13 protein-coding genes are annotated in these 14,989 nt (G+C 44.2%); 6 read left to right on the top strand and 7 right to left on the bottom strand.

Features of this window, described 5'->3' with window-relative positions; all coding sequences use genetic code 11:
* Positions 1–40: 40 nt before the first annotated feature.
* Positions 41–1,759, bottom strand: a complete 1,719-nt coding sequence (locus K0I62_RS17485; protein ID WP_220069305.1) for a tannase/feruloyl esterase family alpha/beta hydrolase — start codon at positions 1,757–1,759, stop codon at positions 41–43.
* Between the two features lie 415 nt (positions 1,760–2,174).
* Between K0I62_RS17485 and K0I62_RS17480 the strand changes: the two genes are divergently transcribed.
* On the top strand, positions 2,175–3,089 hold the full coding sequence (locus K0I62_RS17480; protein ID WP_220069304.1) for a LysR family transcriptional regulator: 915 nt from the start codon (positions 2,175–2,177) through the stop codon (positions 3,087–3,089).
* A gap of 38 nt (positions 3,090–3,127) precedes the next feature.
* On the opposite strand, the gene rho is transcribed toward K0I62_RS17480, so the two are convergent.
* Together rho and trxA are read right to left on the bottom strand one after the other, a co-directional pair.
* Positions 3,128–4,393 carry a transcription termination factor Rho gene (rho, locus tag K0I62_RS17475; protein WP_220069303.1) on the bottom strand — a complete coding sequence of 422 codons (1,266 nt, stop codon included), beginning with the start codon at positions 4,391–4,393 and terminating at the stop codon, positions 3,128–3,130.
* Between the two features lie 231 nt (positions 4,394–4,624).
* The gene (trxA, locus tag K0I62_RS17470) at positions 4,625–4,951 is read right to left on the bottom strand and encodes a thioredoxin TrxA (protein WP_220069302.1); all 327 of its coding nucleotides are present in this window, start codon (positions 4,949–4,951) and stop codon (positions 4,625–4,627) included.
* Positions 4,952–5,122: 171 nt separating this feature from the next.
* Between trxA and rhlB the strand changes: the two genes are divergently transcribed.
* Positions 5,123–6,430: an ATP-dependent RNA helicase RhlB gene (gene rhlB, locus K0I62_RS17465; RefSeq protein WP_220069301.1), complete on the top strand. Its 1,308-nt coding sequence runs from the start codon at positions 5,123–5,125 to the stop codon at positions 6,428–6,430.
* Entirely contained in the window at positions 6,431–7,372 is a 942-nt protein-coding gene (locus K0I62_RS17460; protein ID WP_220069300.1) for a Ppx/GppA phosphatase family protein, read from the top strand.
* A gap of 456 nt (positions 7,373–7,828) precedes the next feature.
* Here the strand turns inward: K0I62_RS17460 and K0I62_RS17455 are convergent, their stop codons facing one another.
* Complete coding sequence (locus tag K0I62_RS17455) at positions 7,829–8,365, bottom strand: thioredoxin family protein (protein WP_220069299.1); 537 nt, start codon at positions 8,363–8,365, stop codon at positions 7,829–7,831.
* A gap of 274 nt (positions 8,366–8,639) precedes the next feature.
* Entirely contained in the window at positions 8,640–9,218 is a 579-nt protein-coding gene (locus K0I62_RS17450; protein ID WP_220069298.1) for a nucleoside triphosphate pyrophosphohydrolase family protein, read from the bottom strand.
* A gap of 355 nt (positions 9,219–9,573) precedes the next feature.
* On the opposite strand from K0I62_RS17450, the gene nhaC reads away from it, so the two are divergent.
* On the top strand, positions 9,574–11,073 hold the full coding sequence (nhaC, locus tag K0I62_RS17445; RefSeq protein WP_220069297.1) for a Na+/H+ antiporter NhaC: 1,500 nt from the start codon (positions 9,574–9,576) through the stop codon (positions 11,071–11,073).
* A 121-nt stretch (positions 11,074–11,194) separates the two neighbouring features.
* On the opposite strand, the gene fre is transcribed toward nhaC, so the two are convergent.
* Positions 11,195–11,893 (bottom strand): NAD(P)H-flavin reductase, encoded by a 699-nt coding sequence (gene fre / locus K0I62_RS17440; RefSeq protein ID WP_220069296.1) that lies wholly within the window; start codon positions 11,891–11,893, stop codon positions 11,195–11,197.
* Positions 11,894–12,035: 142 nt separating this feature from the next.
* Positions 12,036–13,517 (bottom strand): 4-hydroxy-3-polyprenylbenzoate decarboxylase, encoded by a 1,482-nt coding sequence (gene ubiD, locus K0I62_RS17435; protein WP_220069295.1) that lies wholly within the window; start codon positions 13,515–13,517, stop codon positions 12,036–12,038.
* 166 nt (positions 13,518–13,683) lie between these two features.
* On the opposite strand from ubiD, the gene K0I62_RS17430 reads away from it, so the two are divergent.
* Together K0I62_RS17430 and yjjG are read left to right on the top strand one after the other, a co-directional pair.
* The gene (locus tag K0I62_RS17430; RefSeq protein WP_220069294.1) at positions 13,684–14,181 is read left to right on the top strand and encodes a hypothetical protein; all 498 of its coding nucleotides are present in this window, start codon (positions 13,684–13,686) and stop codon (positions 14,179–14,181) included.
* Between the two features lie 72 nt (positions 14,182–14,253).
* Positions 14,254–14,940, top strand: coding sequence for a pyrimidine 5'-nucleotidase (yjjG, locus tag K0I62_RS17425; RefSeq protein WP_220069293.1), 687 nt, complete (start codon positions 14,254–14,256; stop codon positions 14,938–14,940).
* Positions 14,941–14,989: the final 49 nt, after the last annotated feature.

Here is a 14,989-nt window from a genome sequence, read left to right as displayed (position 1 = left end):
CTTTGAATACTAAAATTTTTTATTGAGACTGCATCGCTAACTATTTTGGTGCAACACAAGAAAAGCTTGCCGCGTCCTCAATGTTACCAGTGCCGTTGTAAGTGGCAACTTGTGGATATGGGCAAAGTGGTCTCGTACGTGTTGGTGACCAGTTGCTTGGTAGTTCAGCATTGTCAGGTCGAACGGATGCTTCAATACTTTGTGGTTGCATACCTTGTTCAACCCAGTCTACAAGCTTGTCGAGCATCTCAAATCTATCGGTGGATGGGCCATTGCCGCAATGATTCATGCCAGGTACAAGGTAAAGGCGGGCAAATTCATCGGCATTTCTGCCGTTAGCATCTTGCAGACCTTCATACCAATTAATGGTGTCCGCTGGAGAGAATACTGAATCAGAAGAACCATGAACCACCATCATCTTAGCACCGCGATCACGAAGCGTTGATAGGTCAGTTGCATTTGGTGGGGTCATAAAGTCGACTGAGGATTCGGTAAAATTCTCATCAATCGCATATATTCTTCCTACATCGGTATCTATGTTGAAGGAGTTGATATATTCAAGTTTACCCATATCGGTACTGCCATCAAATGGTGTCGGCGGGGTAGAGAAGACATAACTAACCGATCCAGAGTCGAACATCATTGCCATAAAGAATTCCCAACCATAATAATCACTCGTTCCCATGCCTGCGTCGTATGGGAAATTGCTATATATAGCTTCATTGGTAATGCTGTTATGTGGGCCCGACATAATATTGTTTAGTACATCTTTTTGTGCGTTTGTTAAGCAGGTTCCATCACGCTCAGTTACACAACTTGGTACATCACGATAGAGATCGAATGCTTCTTGGCAGCCAGCAAGATCGTTGACCATACCATCGCTTGCACCATCTAATGCGTCACACTGCTGTAAAACTTTTTCAGAGACAAGTGCGTATTCTTGCTGAGTAAAGCCGCTTTGAAGAGAGCCAAGGACGTTTTCTGGATCAACATCAACCAGAGTCGCATATTGCTGGATACCATATATTTGCGATATGGCAGATTTAGGAAGATTAAAGCCTGGGTTACCGACTAAGAAACCATCGTACATGTCAGCAAAGCGCGCTGAAGCGACCATCGTATGGCGGCCACCATTAGAACAACCTGCAAAATAAGAGTGATCAGGTTGTTTACCGTAAGCCTTTTCGATTAATGATTTTGCCATTGGCGTGAGTGTCGCTACGGCGTTATAGCCGTAATCGAGGCGTGCTTGCGGATCTAGGCCAAAGGTTGGTGCTGGTGATGGATGCCCCGCATCTGAGCTGATCACCGCAAACCCTTTGTTTAATGCTGATTGACTTTCATCTTCAACGCTCAAAAACTGCCCAATAGCTTGTTTGACGACACCGTCAAACCCACCGTTAGCTTGGTAATAAAAACGGCCATTCCAGTCGACAGGCAGACGCATTTCAAAACCGATTTTATATGTTTGGTTATCAATTAAACTTACACGTTCATTCATGGCTCCAGTAACTACACAATGGGCTGGTGTCGGGGATTGAACTGTATTACTACCTTCGGGTAAAAGCTCTGCGCTGACAATTTTAGTTTCGGAATAGTTAAATTGCTCAGCAAGCTCATGACATAAATTCAGATTTCCCGGGGTCGCAGCTTCAACATCAGGCTGTGACTTATGGTCAGAAGAGCTACTATTACACCCATAAAGAGTGATACATAGCGGAGTCACAATGAGAGGGAGCCACTTAGTTTTTGTTTTCATATAAGCCTTAACATCCACTTGATGATATTTAGCATAAGCAAAATATCGATTAAACATACGTCAAATGTATTATGTATGTATTTTTAGGTAAATGTTAATAAATGCAAATTGAACAGCGGCTCACAAAGTTTAATTTTGTCAATGTTTGGTCACCGATTGAATAAAAAGTGTTTGTTATTCATTGTTTTTTTGTTAGGAATGCGAAGCGAGTATAGAAAGTCAGTCGGTTTTGATAGAGCGGATTAGGTAAGATGCTCAACAAGATCACACTGTTGTAATGGTCACCCTCTCAAAAGGGCATGTAGTGTTTTATGATAGATATATGGACTGCAAGTCGCCGACGATAACTGAACGTTTAAGCCTTGCGTTTAGCCCTTTAAATGGGGCGCGGAGATCAACTGCTCTAAGGACTGTTATGCAATTAGCTGATTTAATCTTGTTTGTCCGTGTAGCCGATTGTGGCAGTCTCACCGGTGCTGCCGTGGAGTTGGATATTTCGACTGCGGTTGCCAGTGCCGGGCTGAAACGTTTGGAGAAAGAGCTTGATACCGTACTCTTTATTCGTAGCACTCGAAGTTTACGTTTAACCGCAGCGGGAGAGCGTTATCTAAGTTACTGCAGGCGAGCGTTGGAGGATCTTCGTTTAGGCGAGCAGGCACTGGCCTGCGCTAAGTCACAGATAGGTGGGTTGCTTAGTATTGCACTGCCATCGGATGCTGGGCGCAACTTTATCTTGCCGTGGTTGGATATGTTGATGGATGAACATCCCAATTTGCAATTACGATTGCACCTGTCGGATAGTTTGACTGACTTTTATCACGATAAGATAGACGTAGCACTGCGTTCTGGTACTCCGAAAGATTCAAACCTCGTCGCATTTAAGATCTGTTCGGCGAAGCGTGTCTTATGCGCTTCTCCCGATTACCTTAAAATTCATGGTCAACCTGAATCTCTTACCGATCTTGAACAGCATAATTGTTTGTTTTTCATGTTAGATCAGCGAACTCATGATCAATGGTGCTTCTATAAGGATGATCAGGCCCAAAAGGTTCGAGTTTCGGGAAATCGAACCTGCAATGATGCAGAGGTCGCACGTAAGTGGGCGATAGCAGGTAAGGGAGTCGTATATAAATCTTCATTAGATCTGGCTGATGATCTTAAAAGTGGTGCTTTGGTTCCACTGTTGACTCAATACACAGGGGAGAGTGCCGATCTCTATTTGGTGTGTCCTGGTAGACAGCATGTGACACAGCTGGTGATCATGCTACGTGAACATTTAAGGGCGCTGTGTCAGCAAAGGATTATAGGGGTCGACAACATTCAGACATAAAAAAAGCCGCATCGAGCGGCTTTTTATATCATTTTCGGTTAAGACTTAGCGCGCTTCATCGCAGTGAAGAACTCTTCATTAGTCTTGGTCATTGCAAGCTTATCGATAAGGAATTCCATCCCGCTGACCTCATCCATTGGATTCAGGATTTTACGTAGGATCCACATCTTTTGTAGCTCATCTGGTGTGGTGAGTTTTTCTTCACGACGAGTACCAGAGCGGTTGAAGTCAATGGCTGGGAAAACACGTTTCTCAGCGGCTTTACGAGAAAGGTGTAACTCTTGGTTACCAGTACCTTTAAACTCTTCGTAAATCACTTCATCCATTTTCGAACCAGTATCAACCAAGGCGGTTGCAATAATGGTTAAGCTACCACCATGTTCGATGTTACGCGCCGCACCAAAGAAGCGCTTTGGACGATGCAGTGCGTTAGCATCGACACCACCAGTAAGTACTTTACCTGATGATGGGATAACCGTGTTATAGGCACGAGCAAGACGGGTGATAGAGTCAAGTAAGATCACTACGTCTTTCTTGTGCTCAACTAAACGCTTTGCTTTTTCTATAACCATTTCAGCAACTTGTACATGGCGGCTGGCCGGTTCATCGAAGGTAGAAGCGATAACTTCACCTTTTACCATGCGCTGCATTTCGGTTACTTCTTCCGGACGCTCATCAATGAGAAGCACCATCAGTACAACTTCAGGGTTGTTGTAGGCGATGCTTTGCGCCATGTTCTGAAGTAATAGTGTTTTACCCGCTTTTGGCGGCGCGACGATTAAGCCTCGTTGACCTTTACCAATTGGTGAACACAGATCTAAGATTCGAGAAGTAATGTCTTCTGTTGAACCATTACCGCGTTCCATACGCATACGTTCTTCAGCATGCAGAGGGGTAAGGTTTTCAAAGAGGATTTTATTACGAGAGTTTTCTGGCTTATCGAAGTTAACTTCGGTCACTTTTAATAGGGCAAAATAACGTTCGCCCTCTTTCGGTGGACGAATTTTACCGAAGATGGTGTCGCCTGTACGCATATTAAAGCGGCGTATTTGGCTTGGAGACACATAGATATCGTCAGGACCTGCTAGGTATGAACCATCAGAGCTACGAAGGAAACCAAAACCATCTTGAAGAATCTCTAAAACACCGCCACCGAAAATATCTTCGCCGCTTTTTGCGTGGGCTTTAAGGATGGCGAAAATGATGTCCTGCTTGCGAGCGCGGGCCATATTTTCTAGCTTCATGTCTTGGGCAAGTTGTACTAAATCTGAAATCGGTGTGTCTTTTAATTCTGATAAATTCATCGTGGTGGGTCTTGTTCTTACGTGACAATGCCATCTTTGATCAACTGATATATAGCTTTAAGAGTATCGATCGGATAGCAAGAAGTGGGTTAGTTAGAATTAGTCTGGTTATTAAAGTAGCACTAACAGGGCTAGTCGTCTAGAAATTTAGTGACTCTCGACAGAATAACTTCACAAAGCTGTGTCGAGAATCACTTTCTATGACCAAAAATGTCATAGCGAACATAATTTTTATAACTGGGCGTCGATAAACTCTTTTAGTTGAGTTTTAGACAGTGCACCAACTTTAGTGTCTGCTAACTCACCATTTTTGAATATAAGTAGTGTTGGGATACCACGCACGCCATATTTAGCTGGTGAAGCGTTATTTTGATCAACGTTTAGCTTGGCGATAGTCACCTTGCCTTCATACTCTTCAGCTACGTCACTTAAGATTGGAGCAATCATTTTACAAGGACCACACCACTCAGCCCAGAAATCAACCAATACAGGAATTTCAGACTTAATTACGTCGTTTTCGAAGCTGTCGTCAGTTAAGGTAATAATTTTATCGCTCATGATGTTCTCCAGTTAGGGTGCCATTGCTGGTTTGTTAATGGCTTAACCTGTATATTGGGTCTGAAATTAGCTTTTCAAGATATTTTAGCGGCTTTCAGAGCTCTTTTTTCATTAGCCGTTATTTCAAACGATCGAGTTCCTTATTGCAACCCTAACTGGTATGCTTGCGCTATGAGCGAAACACATTTAACAAATCAAAAGTTTGCCGACTTTTCTCTTCATCCAGAGATCCAAAAGGCACTAATCGAAAGCGGCTTTGAATATTGCACACCTATCCAGGCATTATCATTACCGATTTTACTTCAGCATAAAGATATTGCGGGTCAAGCGCAGACGGGTACAGGTAAAACCTTAGCCTTTCTAGTCGCCACCTTTAACCACTTACTGACAACTCCTGTTCCTGAAGGTCGTGAAACTAATCAGCCTCGTGCGATTGTTATGGCGCCTACACGTGAGTTGGCGATTCAAATTGCTAAAGATGCAAATTTACTTGCTAAACATACTGGTCTAAAAGTCGGTATTGTCTTTGGTGGTGAAAGCTACGATGTGCAGCGTAAGGTGCTGGATAAGGGCGTAGATATTTTGATCGGTACAACCGGGCGTATTATCGATTATGTTCGCCAAGGTGTACTGAACGTTAGTTCGATTCAGGCCGTAGTGCTCGATGAAGCCGATCGTATGTTTGATCTGGGTTTTATCAAGGATATTCGCTTCCTATTTAGACGTATGCCTGATGCCAAATCACGTCTTAATATGTTGTTTTCAGCTACGCTGTCGATGAAAGTGCAAGAGTTGGCTTATGATCATATGAATGATCCTGAAAAAGTCGAAATTGCACCTAGCGAAAAAACCTCGAAAAATATTACTGAAGAGATCTTTTATCCTTCACAGGAAGAGAAGATGCGCTTGCTGCTGACCTTGATAGAAGAAGATTGGCCTGAAAAAGCGATTGTATTCTCTAACACTAAGCACAGCTGCGAAAATCTATGGGCGCATCTAGAAGGTGACGGTCATCGCGTTGGCTTGCTTACTGGTGATGTGCCACAGAAGAAGCGTATTCGCATTCTTGAGCAGTTCACCTCTGGCGAGTTAGATATCTTAGTGGCAACTGATGTTGCGGCGCGTGGATTACATATTTCAGATGTGTCGCACGTTTACAACTATGATTTACCCGATGATTGCGAAGATTATGTACACCGTATCGGTCGTACCGGACGTGCTGGTCAAAAAGGGATATCAATTAGTTTTGCCTGTGAAGAATACGCGCTTAACTTGCCAGCCATCGAGAGCTACATTCAGCATACTATCCCTGTGACTAACTATGATAGTGAAGCCTTGCTTGATGATCTTCCTCCACCAGTACGAATTCATCGTAAACATACGACACGCCCAGCGGGTCGTCCTGGTAGTGGTAAACCTCAAGGTGGTCGCCCTGGTGCGCGTCCAAGACGTCATGATAGGACTCGTAGACACAGTTAAATGAAGCGCTCCAATTCAGGGCTGCTCTACGCAGCCATCACTTTAGGCTCAAATAGTTTTAATATGCTGGTGGCTAAAACTGTCGCTGGTACGCCTAAAGTTGTGGCTAAGTATAAGCGTAAGGTTCGATTGGCCGAAGGCATTGGCCCTGATGGTACCTTGAACCAAACCGTGTTTAAACGCGGTTTAGATTGTTTAACGATGTTCTCTTCGATGCTCGATAAAGAGGGCGTTAACCGCGATAATATTGCTGTTATCGCCACCGCAACATTGCGTAGTATCAATAACTCAGAGGCATTTTGCGATGCGGCCTTGCCAATTTTAGGTCAACCTATTGAGGTCATTTCAGGCTTGCGAGAAGCTGAACTGATCTATCAAGGTATGGTCGCGACAACCTGCGGTGAAGGACGTCGTTTAGTGATCGATATCGGTGGTGCGAGCACAGAATTTATTATCGGTGATGGCAATAAGGTGCTTTTAAAAACCAGCCTTGATATAGGTTGCGTGACCTTCAATGATAAATTCTTTAATAGCTTCCCTTTCCAACAATTAGATTTCGATGCTGCACAAAACTATGTTGAATCCGCTTTAGGGGGTTATCGAGCCCAGTTGCTCGATTATGGCTGGCACTGTGTTGTCGGTGCTTCTGGTGCGGTGCAATCTGTGGTTGAGTTACTTAACGCTCGAGGTGTATCTGAAACGATTACCTCTGCAGTATTGATGCAGCTCAGAGACGAGGTATTAGCGCAAGCCGATGTTAGCATGCGAGATGTCTTTGGTTTGCATCATGAGCGCGCGCCCACGTTTGCCGCAGGCATAGCGATTTTGTTATCTCTGTTTAATTTGCTGCAGATCCAATCGCTAAATTTATCTGGTGGTGCACTCCGAGAGGGAGTACTTCAGTTACTTGCCGAGCGTATATCACAGGTAGAATCTGTTTAGATATAAATAAAAGTGATCGTAGTTTTGCACTGTTACTGCATGCTTTTTGATTTTTAAATCCATAATATTGTTCTCTCCTAAATTGTTGCGTTATTCCTATCTATAACCTTAGCCTTGAATGAATAATACCAATCAGTATAAGAAAGTGATCTACTCAGCGTGTTTTTTGGCACTTTTGATGTTGCGCTAACGAGTTTGAGCCTAGTTCAACTATGCTCTTCAACCGTTGACTTGCCTCATCTGCGCTAATCTTTAGTGCTAAATCGTCGCTGAGCGATCATACCTTTCTACTCATGGGGCTTCAATTGTGGTGATAAGAATATTGGTGATGATTATGCGGATAGTTTCCAAACACCAAGGTATGTAAGTGCATTAGTACGTTATGATTTCTAGTAAATACAAAAAAGGCCGCATTCGCGACCTTTTGTATCTGCTAACCCTTTAAACGGATTAGTATTAGTTTAAGATTTTCGCTAAATCGACTTCCAGTGAAGTCTCTGGACGCTCAACGATACGACCAATCTCTTCACCTTTTTGCATCACGATAAATGTTGGAATGCGGGTGAATTCATATTGTGCGGCAAGTCCTTCGGGGTCCTTCTTCTTACGATCTACGCCAATATAGGTGACTTTGATATTGGGATTGTTGACCTCTTCCATAATACGAATAAAGCGCGGGGTTTCACGATGGCAATCTGGGCACCAAGTACCAATAATGACCACAATCTCTGTTGGCTCATCAATCGTTTTAAGTGGGGTAATGGCTGCCGTATCTACTTGGTATGTTTTGTAGCCTTTAGTGAACTCATCAAGTTCGGTGACTAAGGTTTGCGATGCGACTTGACCTGTTAAAATCACTTCCTGTTTCTCCTCACTACAAGTGGCAATAAAGCCATCTTGTTTTTCGTCAAAAGCACAACCGCTATTGGCTAGTGCCTGGGTGCTAAAAAAAAGCGCGGTGGTGGCAAGCAACGCTTTAATATTGTTGGTCATGTTATTACCTCTGGCCAGAATAGGAAATGGTAATCGAGTCTCGATTCATATGAACTTATTCAATCATCTAAATCGTTTACAGAATAGCGTTTAACTGAAGAGCTGTTAACTGGATCACTAGATCTACTTGATATAATTCGTGTAGTTCACATGATTTACTGATTTTGCTTTGATCATTGCGGTTTGCGTAACCTTTTAGTCACACAAAAACACACAATAGGCACTTTATGTAGTGTGCCTATTTACCCTAGATGTGTTTTAGTCGCTTGCTAAATTAGGCCGCAACTAACTTAGTGAGATCTGCTGGACGATAATAGACAGATTTGAGTACTTTGCCTTGTCGAACAACTTTACCTGCCATCTCTACATCTTTTGCGCATTTGGCGATAATAAAATCCCCTTTTTGGCTACCGACAATCTCAACGCCTTGCTGGGCGTAATGAGCGATGGTTTCTTCTAGCTCCTGTTCGTTGCGACATACCTTGCTCATATTGCTTGAATGCACTTCATCCCAGCAGCTCACAAAGTCGATATCACGATTTTTAGCGACATGGAGTAATAGGTCGATAACGTAGCTAATTTCAAGCCTATCCTCGACTCGTTTAGCGCCTAGGTGAACAAGACGTCCCATCAATACATATACAGAATCGACAATTGCGTCGGCTTGTTCGACACGGCTATCGGCTTCGGCCAGCTCGGTAAGCTCTTCGATTGCTAATGACGTGTGCAATGTGTCAGCCTTTTCATCGAGTGTATTTTCATCTTCAATCGGTAGATCGAAGGTTGAACGGAACTGGTGAATGTCGCGATATAAATGGTCGTACAGGGGCTGATTGAGAGCGGTGAGTTTCATCTATTTTTGCCTTGGAAGCTAAATTTTATAAACGGTAATTCTAATTTAATGGTCGAGTAATTAAAAGTGAGGGGTCTTCTGCAGCGTTAAGTCAGGCTGTGGCAATTGATTAAAATTTAGATTTATAAAAGTTATTGTAATCACTTCATAAATAGAGGTTATTTGGTGTTCTTGGTGAATGTTGAGTCTGAAGTTTGATAAGACCTTCTGAATGACAGGCTTATTCGAGTAGGAGTTCCTAGACTGGGTTGTTAATTTTGTGTAAATATGGCAAGCCGTAAAGCCTGATAAGTGGACACAGATCCCTAAGATGAGCTGAGCGTAGGAATAGAAATAATGATAATAAGGAATCCCCATGACCTCTAATCAGTCTTTGTCTGATAATCCCAAGAAGCCGACTCATAAAACCCCCTCGTTACTTGATGCCTTAATCCCTTTAATTGCTTTGGTTTGTATGTTGACTGCGTCGGTGTACTTATTCTCATCAGATAGCTCCTATGGTGCTAACCAGATCGCGCTTATTATGGCCGCATGCATCGCTCTAGTTGTCGGCGTAAAAAATGGTTATAGCTGGCAGGAAATGGAGGCTGGGATTGTCAAAAGTGTATCGCTGTCAACTGGGGCGCTACTCATCTTATTTGCTGTAGGTTCGCTTATCGGTACTTGGATTTTAGCGGGTACAGTACCGACCATGATTTTTTATGGCATGAAACTGCTTGATCCTGATTACTTCTATGCTGCCAGCTGTCTTTTATGTGCGGTTGTAGCGTTGAGTATAGGCAGCTCATGGACAGTTGCTGGAACCTTAGGGATTGCGTTAGTCGGTGTGGCTGCTGCTATGGGGTTAAGCGTCGAAATCACCGCCGGCGCGATTATTAGTGGTGCCTATTTTGGCGATAAGATGTCGCCCATGTCTGATACGACCAACTTGGCCCCCGCTGTAGCAGGCAGTGAGCTATTTAGTCATATTCGTCATATGGTGTGGACTACGGCTCCGAGTATCATCATTGCTCTGATTGGCTTCTTATTCTTAGGATTTACCACTGAAGCTGGTGAAGGCGTGAGCAACTTAACGACGACAATGGCATTAATTGATCAGGCCTATAACCCTGGGTTACACCTGTTGTTACCTCTATTGGCCGTGCTGATACTTGCTTACAAAAAGCTACCTGCTTTCCCTACGGTTATTTTAGGCACGTTGGTGGGCGCTATCTGTGCGGTATTGTTCCAATTTGATGGGGTGATTAAGTTTGTGAATGATGAGAGTTTGCCCACAGTGGTCGCCCTTATTAAAGGTGTGTGGCTTGCTATGTTTGACGGCTATACCGCCAACACGGGGGATAAAACGCTCGATAGCCTTTTAAGTCGTGGTGGCATGAGCAGTATGGTTAATACTGTTTGGTTAATTCTCTGCGCCATGGCCTTTGGTGGTGTGATGGAGAAAACGGGCTTACTTAAACGTCTAATGCAAGATGTGTTAACCATGGTTAAGTCTAGCGGTAGTTTGATCATCACCACATTAGCGAGTTGTATTGGTGCTAACTTAATTACGGGCGATCAGTTTATCGCGATATTGCTGCCTGGACGCATGCTTAAAGTTGAGTATGAAAAGCATGGCCTAGCGCCAGTGAATTTAAGCAGGGCATTGGAAGACTCTGCCACCATCACCAGCCCTTTGGTGCCCTGGAATACTTGTGGCGCGTATATGGCGAGCACCTTGGGCGTAGCAACGATCGCCTATCTTCCTTTCGCCTTCTTTAACTTAGTTTGTCCTTTTATCAGCGCCGCATATGCTTATTATGATTTTAAGATTGAGAAGTTAGAAACGGTCGAGCCACAACAGGCACTTGCTTGAGTTTAGTGCGGTGATATTCCTATTTGATCGGTATCAACTATTTTTCAAAACATGTCAGAGGTGATAAAAAAGCCCTAGAATTAACCTTCTAGGGCTTTTTTATCAAATACAGCGGCCTCATTTATTTAATAAAGGCAAACGCATCGCCGTAGAGGTGCTCTTCTTCAACACCGATCTCGCGGAACACTTCACGGGCGGCGCCAACCATATCGAAACGGCCAGCAATATAGATGTCATAACCATTTAGGCTAATAAAATCGCGTTTGATCTGCTCTAGCAGATTGGCTTGTTTGCCATCCCAATCTGCAGGCGCTTCTTCGACGACTGGAACAAAGTGGAGCCATGGATGATCTTTATGCCATTGACGTGCAATGGTTTCATAATACATCGCATCTTGGTTACGACAGCCCCAGTAAAGCGTGGTTTCTACATTTTGTTCCAGCGCTATTTGTGCCTCGACAATGCTTTTTATGTATGAAAACCCAGTGCCGCCAGCAATTAGCAAACGCGGTCTGCAGCTGTCGTCGCGCAGATGGGCCTCTCCACCGGGCGCTTCGATATCGATATAGTCACTTTGTTTTAGTTTCTCAACCACTTGCATTGGGTAGCTTTCGCTAACCGCTGCGCCAATATGTAACTCGATTTGCTCGGCGTGAGGTGCAGATGCGATAGAGAAAGGACGCTTGTCTTTTTCACCCATTACGACGCAAAGATATTGACCAGCCTTGAAGTCGAAACTGGTCTCTGGAGTTAATGTTACCCGATAAACGGCATCATTAAAGGCGGTAACATGTTCTACTTTACAGCGAATGGTGTTCATTACATTTCCTTCTAGACCTCTCTTTGGAGGCTTGCTTTCATGTCTAATACTTGACTGATTATATCGGTTATTAAGCGACTTGGCGCGATTAAAGTCAATATGGATAATATTTCAAATGATCTGCACCATATCTAAAGTTTAGCTAGAGTGTTGGTGCGTCATCGATGCCCAACTCATCCCATATCTTATCGACCTTTTGCTTAACGGCCTCATCCATCACTATGGGGGTACCCCATTCGCGATCGGTTTCACCTGGCCACTTGTTGGTCGCATCCATACCCATTTTTGAGCCTAAACCCGCTACAGGTGACGCAAAATCAAGGTAATCGATAGGGGTGTTGTCGATCATGACTGTGTCACGTTTAGGATCCATACGCGTAGTAATGGCCCAAATCACATCATTCCAATCGCGGCAATTGACATCCTCATCCACTATGATGATGAACTTGGTATACATGAACTGGCGCAAGAAGGACCAGGCCCCCATCATCACCCGCTTGGCATGCCCAGGATACTGCTTGCGAATGGAGATCACCGCCATTCGATAAGAGCAGCCTTCGGGCGGCAGATAGAAGTCGATAATTTCTGGGTATTGCTTACGCAATATCGGCACAAATACTTCATTGAGTGCCACACCTAGCATCGCTGGCTCATCGGGTGGACGGCCAGTATAGGTGCTGTGGTAGATGGCATCTTTTCTATGGGTAATATGGGTTACGGTAAATACAGGGAACTCATCGGTTTCATTATAATAACCAGTGTGATCGCCATAAGGGCCTTCTTCGGCCATTTCACCAGGCTCAATATAGCCTTCCAGAACGATCTCGCTGGTGGCAGGTACCTCTAGATCACAGGTCAGAGCCTTACATACCTCGGTACGTTCACCGCGTAGTAGCCCTGCAAAAGCGTATTCGCTCATGGAGTCAGGCACAGGTGTCACAGCACCTAAAATCGTAACGGGATCGCTACCTAGCGCGACAACGACGGGGTAACGCTCGCCTGGATGTTTTTCTTTAAAATCTTTAAAGTCGAGTGCCCCGCCGCGATGGTCAAGCCAGCGCATGATTAGCTTATCTTTGCCCAGCAGTTGTTGACGGTAGATGCCTAGATTTTGTCGTTTCTGGCGTGGGCCTTTGGTGATGGTTAATCCCCAAGTAACTAGAGGGGCGACGTCACCGGGCCAGCAATGTTGAATGGGCAGCTGGGTTAAATCGACGTCATCGCCCGTTAGTACCACCTCTTGGCAAGGGGCGTTGCGTACCGTTTTGGGTGGCATATTAAGCGCTTGCTTAAACATAGGGATTTTAGCTATAGCGTCTTTAAAGCCACGAGGGGGCTCCGGCTCTTTTAAAAAGGCCAGCAGTTCACCCACATCGCGTAACGCCAGCGGATCTTCTTTCCCCAGCGCCATTGCAACACGCTTAGGTGTGCCAAATAAGTTGGCAAGCACGGGCATGGTTTTGCCGACAGGATTTTCAAACAGTAATGCAGGACCTTTGGCGCGTAGAACCCGGTCTGCTATCTCTGTCATCTCTAAATGGGGGTCGACAGCGTAGCTAATACGTTTAAGTTCACCATTGCTTTCAAGGTGATCAATGAAACTGCGTAAATCCTTAAAACTCATATGGAAATACTCATGCTGAGAAAATGTGATATGGGCCGCACTATACCATTTTTGGACGTTATTCCCAAATGACTTCAGCAGCCCACTATTGGCACAGTGACCTAAGTTTAAACCATGTCACAATCAGCGTAGTATGGTCTTACTGTTTTCTTATGGAGAACTCAAGATGGCACATGAAATACCGAGCAAAATCATTGGTGGTGTTTTGTTAGTTGGTGTGACCTGTTTACTCATTATTACGGGAGTAAATGCTACTGAACGCGTTAGAGATGATGATCGATTTAACTGGTCTAGCAATGTTTGGGTGCAACCAACATGGAGCTCGAGTTGGGGAGTAGGCAGGCACAATGGTTATCGAGATCCTTGGCGAGTCGGTATTGGGTTTAATACAGGTTATCCCTATTGGAATCATCATTACCGTCCATATTGGAAAAACAGCTGGCGATATCCCTATCGTTATGAACGGCGTGAATATGTAGAACCTAAGCCGCGCGTGATTACGCCACCTCAACTCATCACTACTGGCGTAAAGGTCAGCCATGGGATTAAGAGTTTACCTGCTAATGCAAGAGTGAAGCAAAAGAATGGCCGCATGGTCTATGAATGGCAAGGGGTTGAGTATCTTTACGATTGGACAACAGAGAGTTACAAAGTCATAAAGTAAGCTCGCTTGGCTTAGTTCTTGATATTAGAATGAGCGACATTTGATGGTTGAATTCATAAGTTGGAGTGTTTGATGAAGTACCAATGGATATTGTTTGATGCCGACGAAACCCTGTTTCATTTCGATGCATTTAAAGGATTAAGGCTCATGTTTTCACGCTTTGGCGTGGATTTCACTCGTGAGGACTTTGATCTTTATCAAACCGTTAATTTACCGCTTTGGGTTGACTACCAAGACGGAAAAATTAGTGCTGCGCATCTACAAGTCACGCGTTTTCAGACTTGGGCTGAAAAACTTAAAGTTAGCGCGCAGCAATTAAATGATGCCTTTTTAACGGCGATGGCTGACATTTGTACCTTATTGCCTGGGGCGCAAGAGCTCGTAAATGCGCTGCATGGCAAAGTCAATATGGGGATTATCACGAATGGATTTACCGCGTTACAAACCATACGTTTGCAGCGTACTGGTTTACTGCATGCTTTCAGTCCTGTGGTGATTTCAGAAGAGGTGGGAGTCGCTAAGCCCGATCTGGCGATTTTTGACCATGCTTTGTCACAGATGAATCATCCTGCTAGAGAACATGTATTGATGGTGGGAGATAATCCTCATTCAGATATTCAAGGTGGTCTCAATGCTGGCTTCGATACTTGTTGGTTAAATCATAGTAATCAAGCTGTGCCAGAAGGAATAGAACCACATTATCAAGTTGGCTCATTGTCTGAGTTACAGCAATTATTGATGGCGAATGCTGAAGGTTAAATTTCAGAGCCCCTTTATTGTCGAGCCTCTCATTACCTTGAGTGAAACT

Source organism: Shewanella psychrotolerans (assembly GCF_019457595.1).
Classification (GTDB): Bacteria; Pseudomonadota; Gammaproteobacteria; order Enterobacterales; family Shewanellaceae; genus Shewanella; species Shewanella psychrotolerans.
The sequence above is the reverse complement of the archived record's forward strand: the minus strand, read 5'-3'. Positions and strand labels throughout refer to the sequence as shown.

Excerpts from the sequence above, each read along its gene's own strand:
- K0I62_RS17480 (WP_220069304.1), top strand. The coding sequence starts at position 2,175 with ATGCAATTAGCTGATTTAATCTTGTTTGTCCGTGTAGCCGATTGTGGC.
- K0I62_RS17485 (WP_220069305.1), bottom strand. The coding sequence starts at position 1,759 with ATGAAAACAAAAACTAAGTGGCTCCCTCTCATTGTGACTCCGCTATGT.
- K0I62_RS17430 (WP_220069294.1), top strand. The coding sequence starts at position 13,684 with ATGGCACATGAAATACCGAGCAAAATCATTGGTGGTGTTTTGTTAGTT.
- rho (WP_220069303.1), bottom strand. The coding sequence starts at position 4,393 with ATGAATTTATCAGAATTAAAAGACACACCGATTTCAGATTTAGTACAA.
- ubiD (WP_220069295.1), bottom strand. The coding sequence starts at position 13,517 with ATGAGTTTTAAGGATTTACGCAGTTTCATTGATCACCTTGAAAGCAAT.
- nhaC (WP_220069297.1), top strand. The coding sequence starts at position 9,574 with ATGACCTCTAATCAGTCTTTGTCTGATAATCCCAAGAAGCCGACTCAT.
- yjjG (WP_220069293.1), top strand. The coding sequence starts at position 14,254 with ATGAAGTACCAATGGATATTGTTTGATGCCGACGAAACCCTGTTTCAT.
- trxA (WP_220069302.1), bottom strand. The coding sequence starts at position 4,951 with ATGAGCGATAAAATTATTACCTTAACTGACGACAGCTTCGAAAACGAC.
- K0I62_RS17460 (WP_220069300.1), top strand. The coding sequence starts at position 6,431 with ATGAAGCGCTCCAATTCAGGGCTGCTCTACGCAGCCATCACTTTAGGC.
- K0I62_RS17450 (WP_220069298.1), bottom strand. The coding sequence starts at position 9,218 with ATGAAACTCACCGCTCTCAATCAGCCCCTGTACGACCATTTATATCGC.
- fre (WP_220069296.1), bottom strand. The coding sequence starts at position 11,893 with ATGAACACCATTCGCTGTAAAGTAGAACATGTTACCGCCTTTAATGAT.
- K0I62_RS17455 (WP_220069299.1), bottom strand. The coding sequence starts at position 8,365 with ATGACCAACAATATTAAAGCGTTGCTTGCCACCACCGCGCTTTTTTTT.
- rhlB (WP_220069301.1), top strand. The coding sequence starts at position 5,123 with ATGAGCGAAACACATTTAACAAATCAAAAGTTTGCCGACTTTTCTCTT.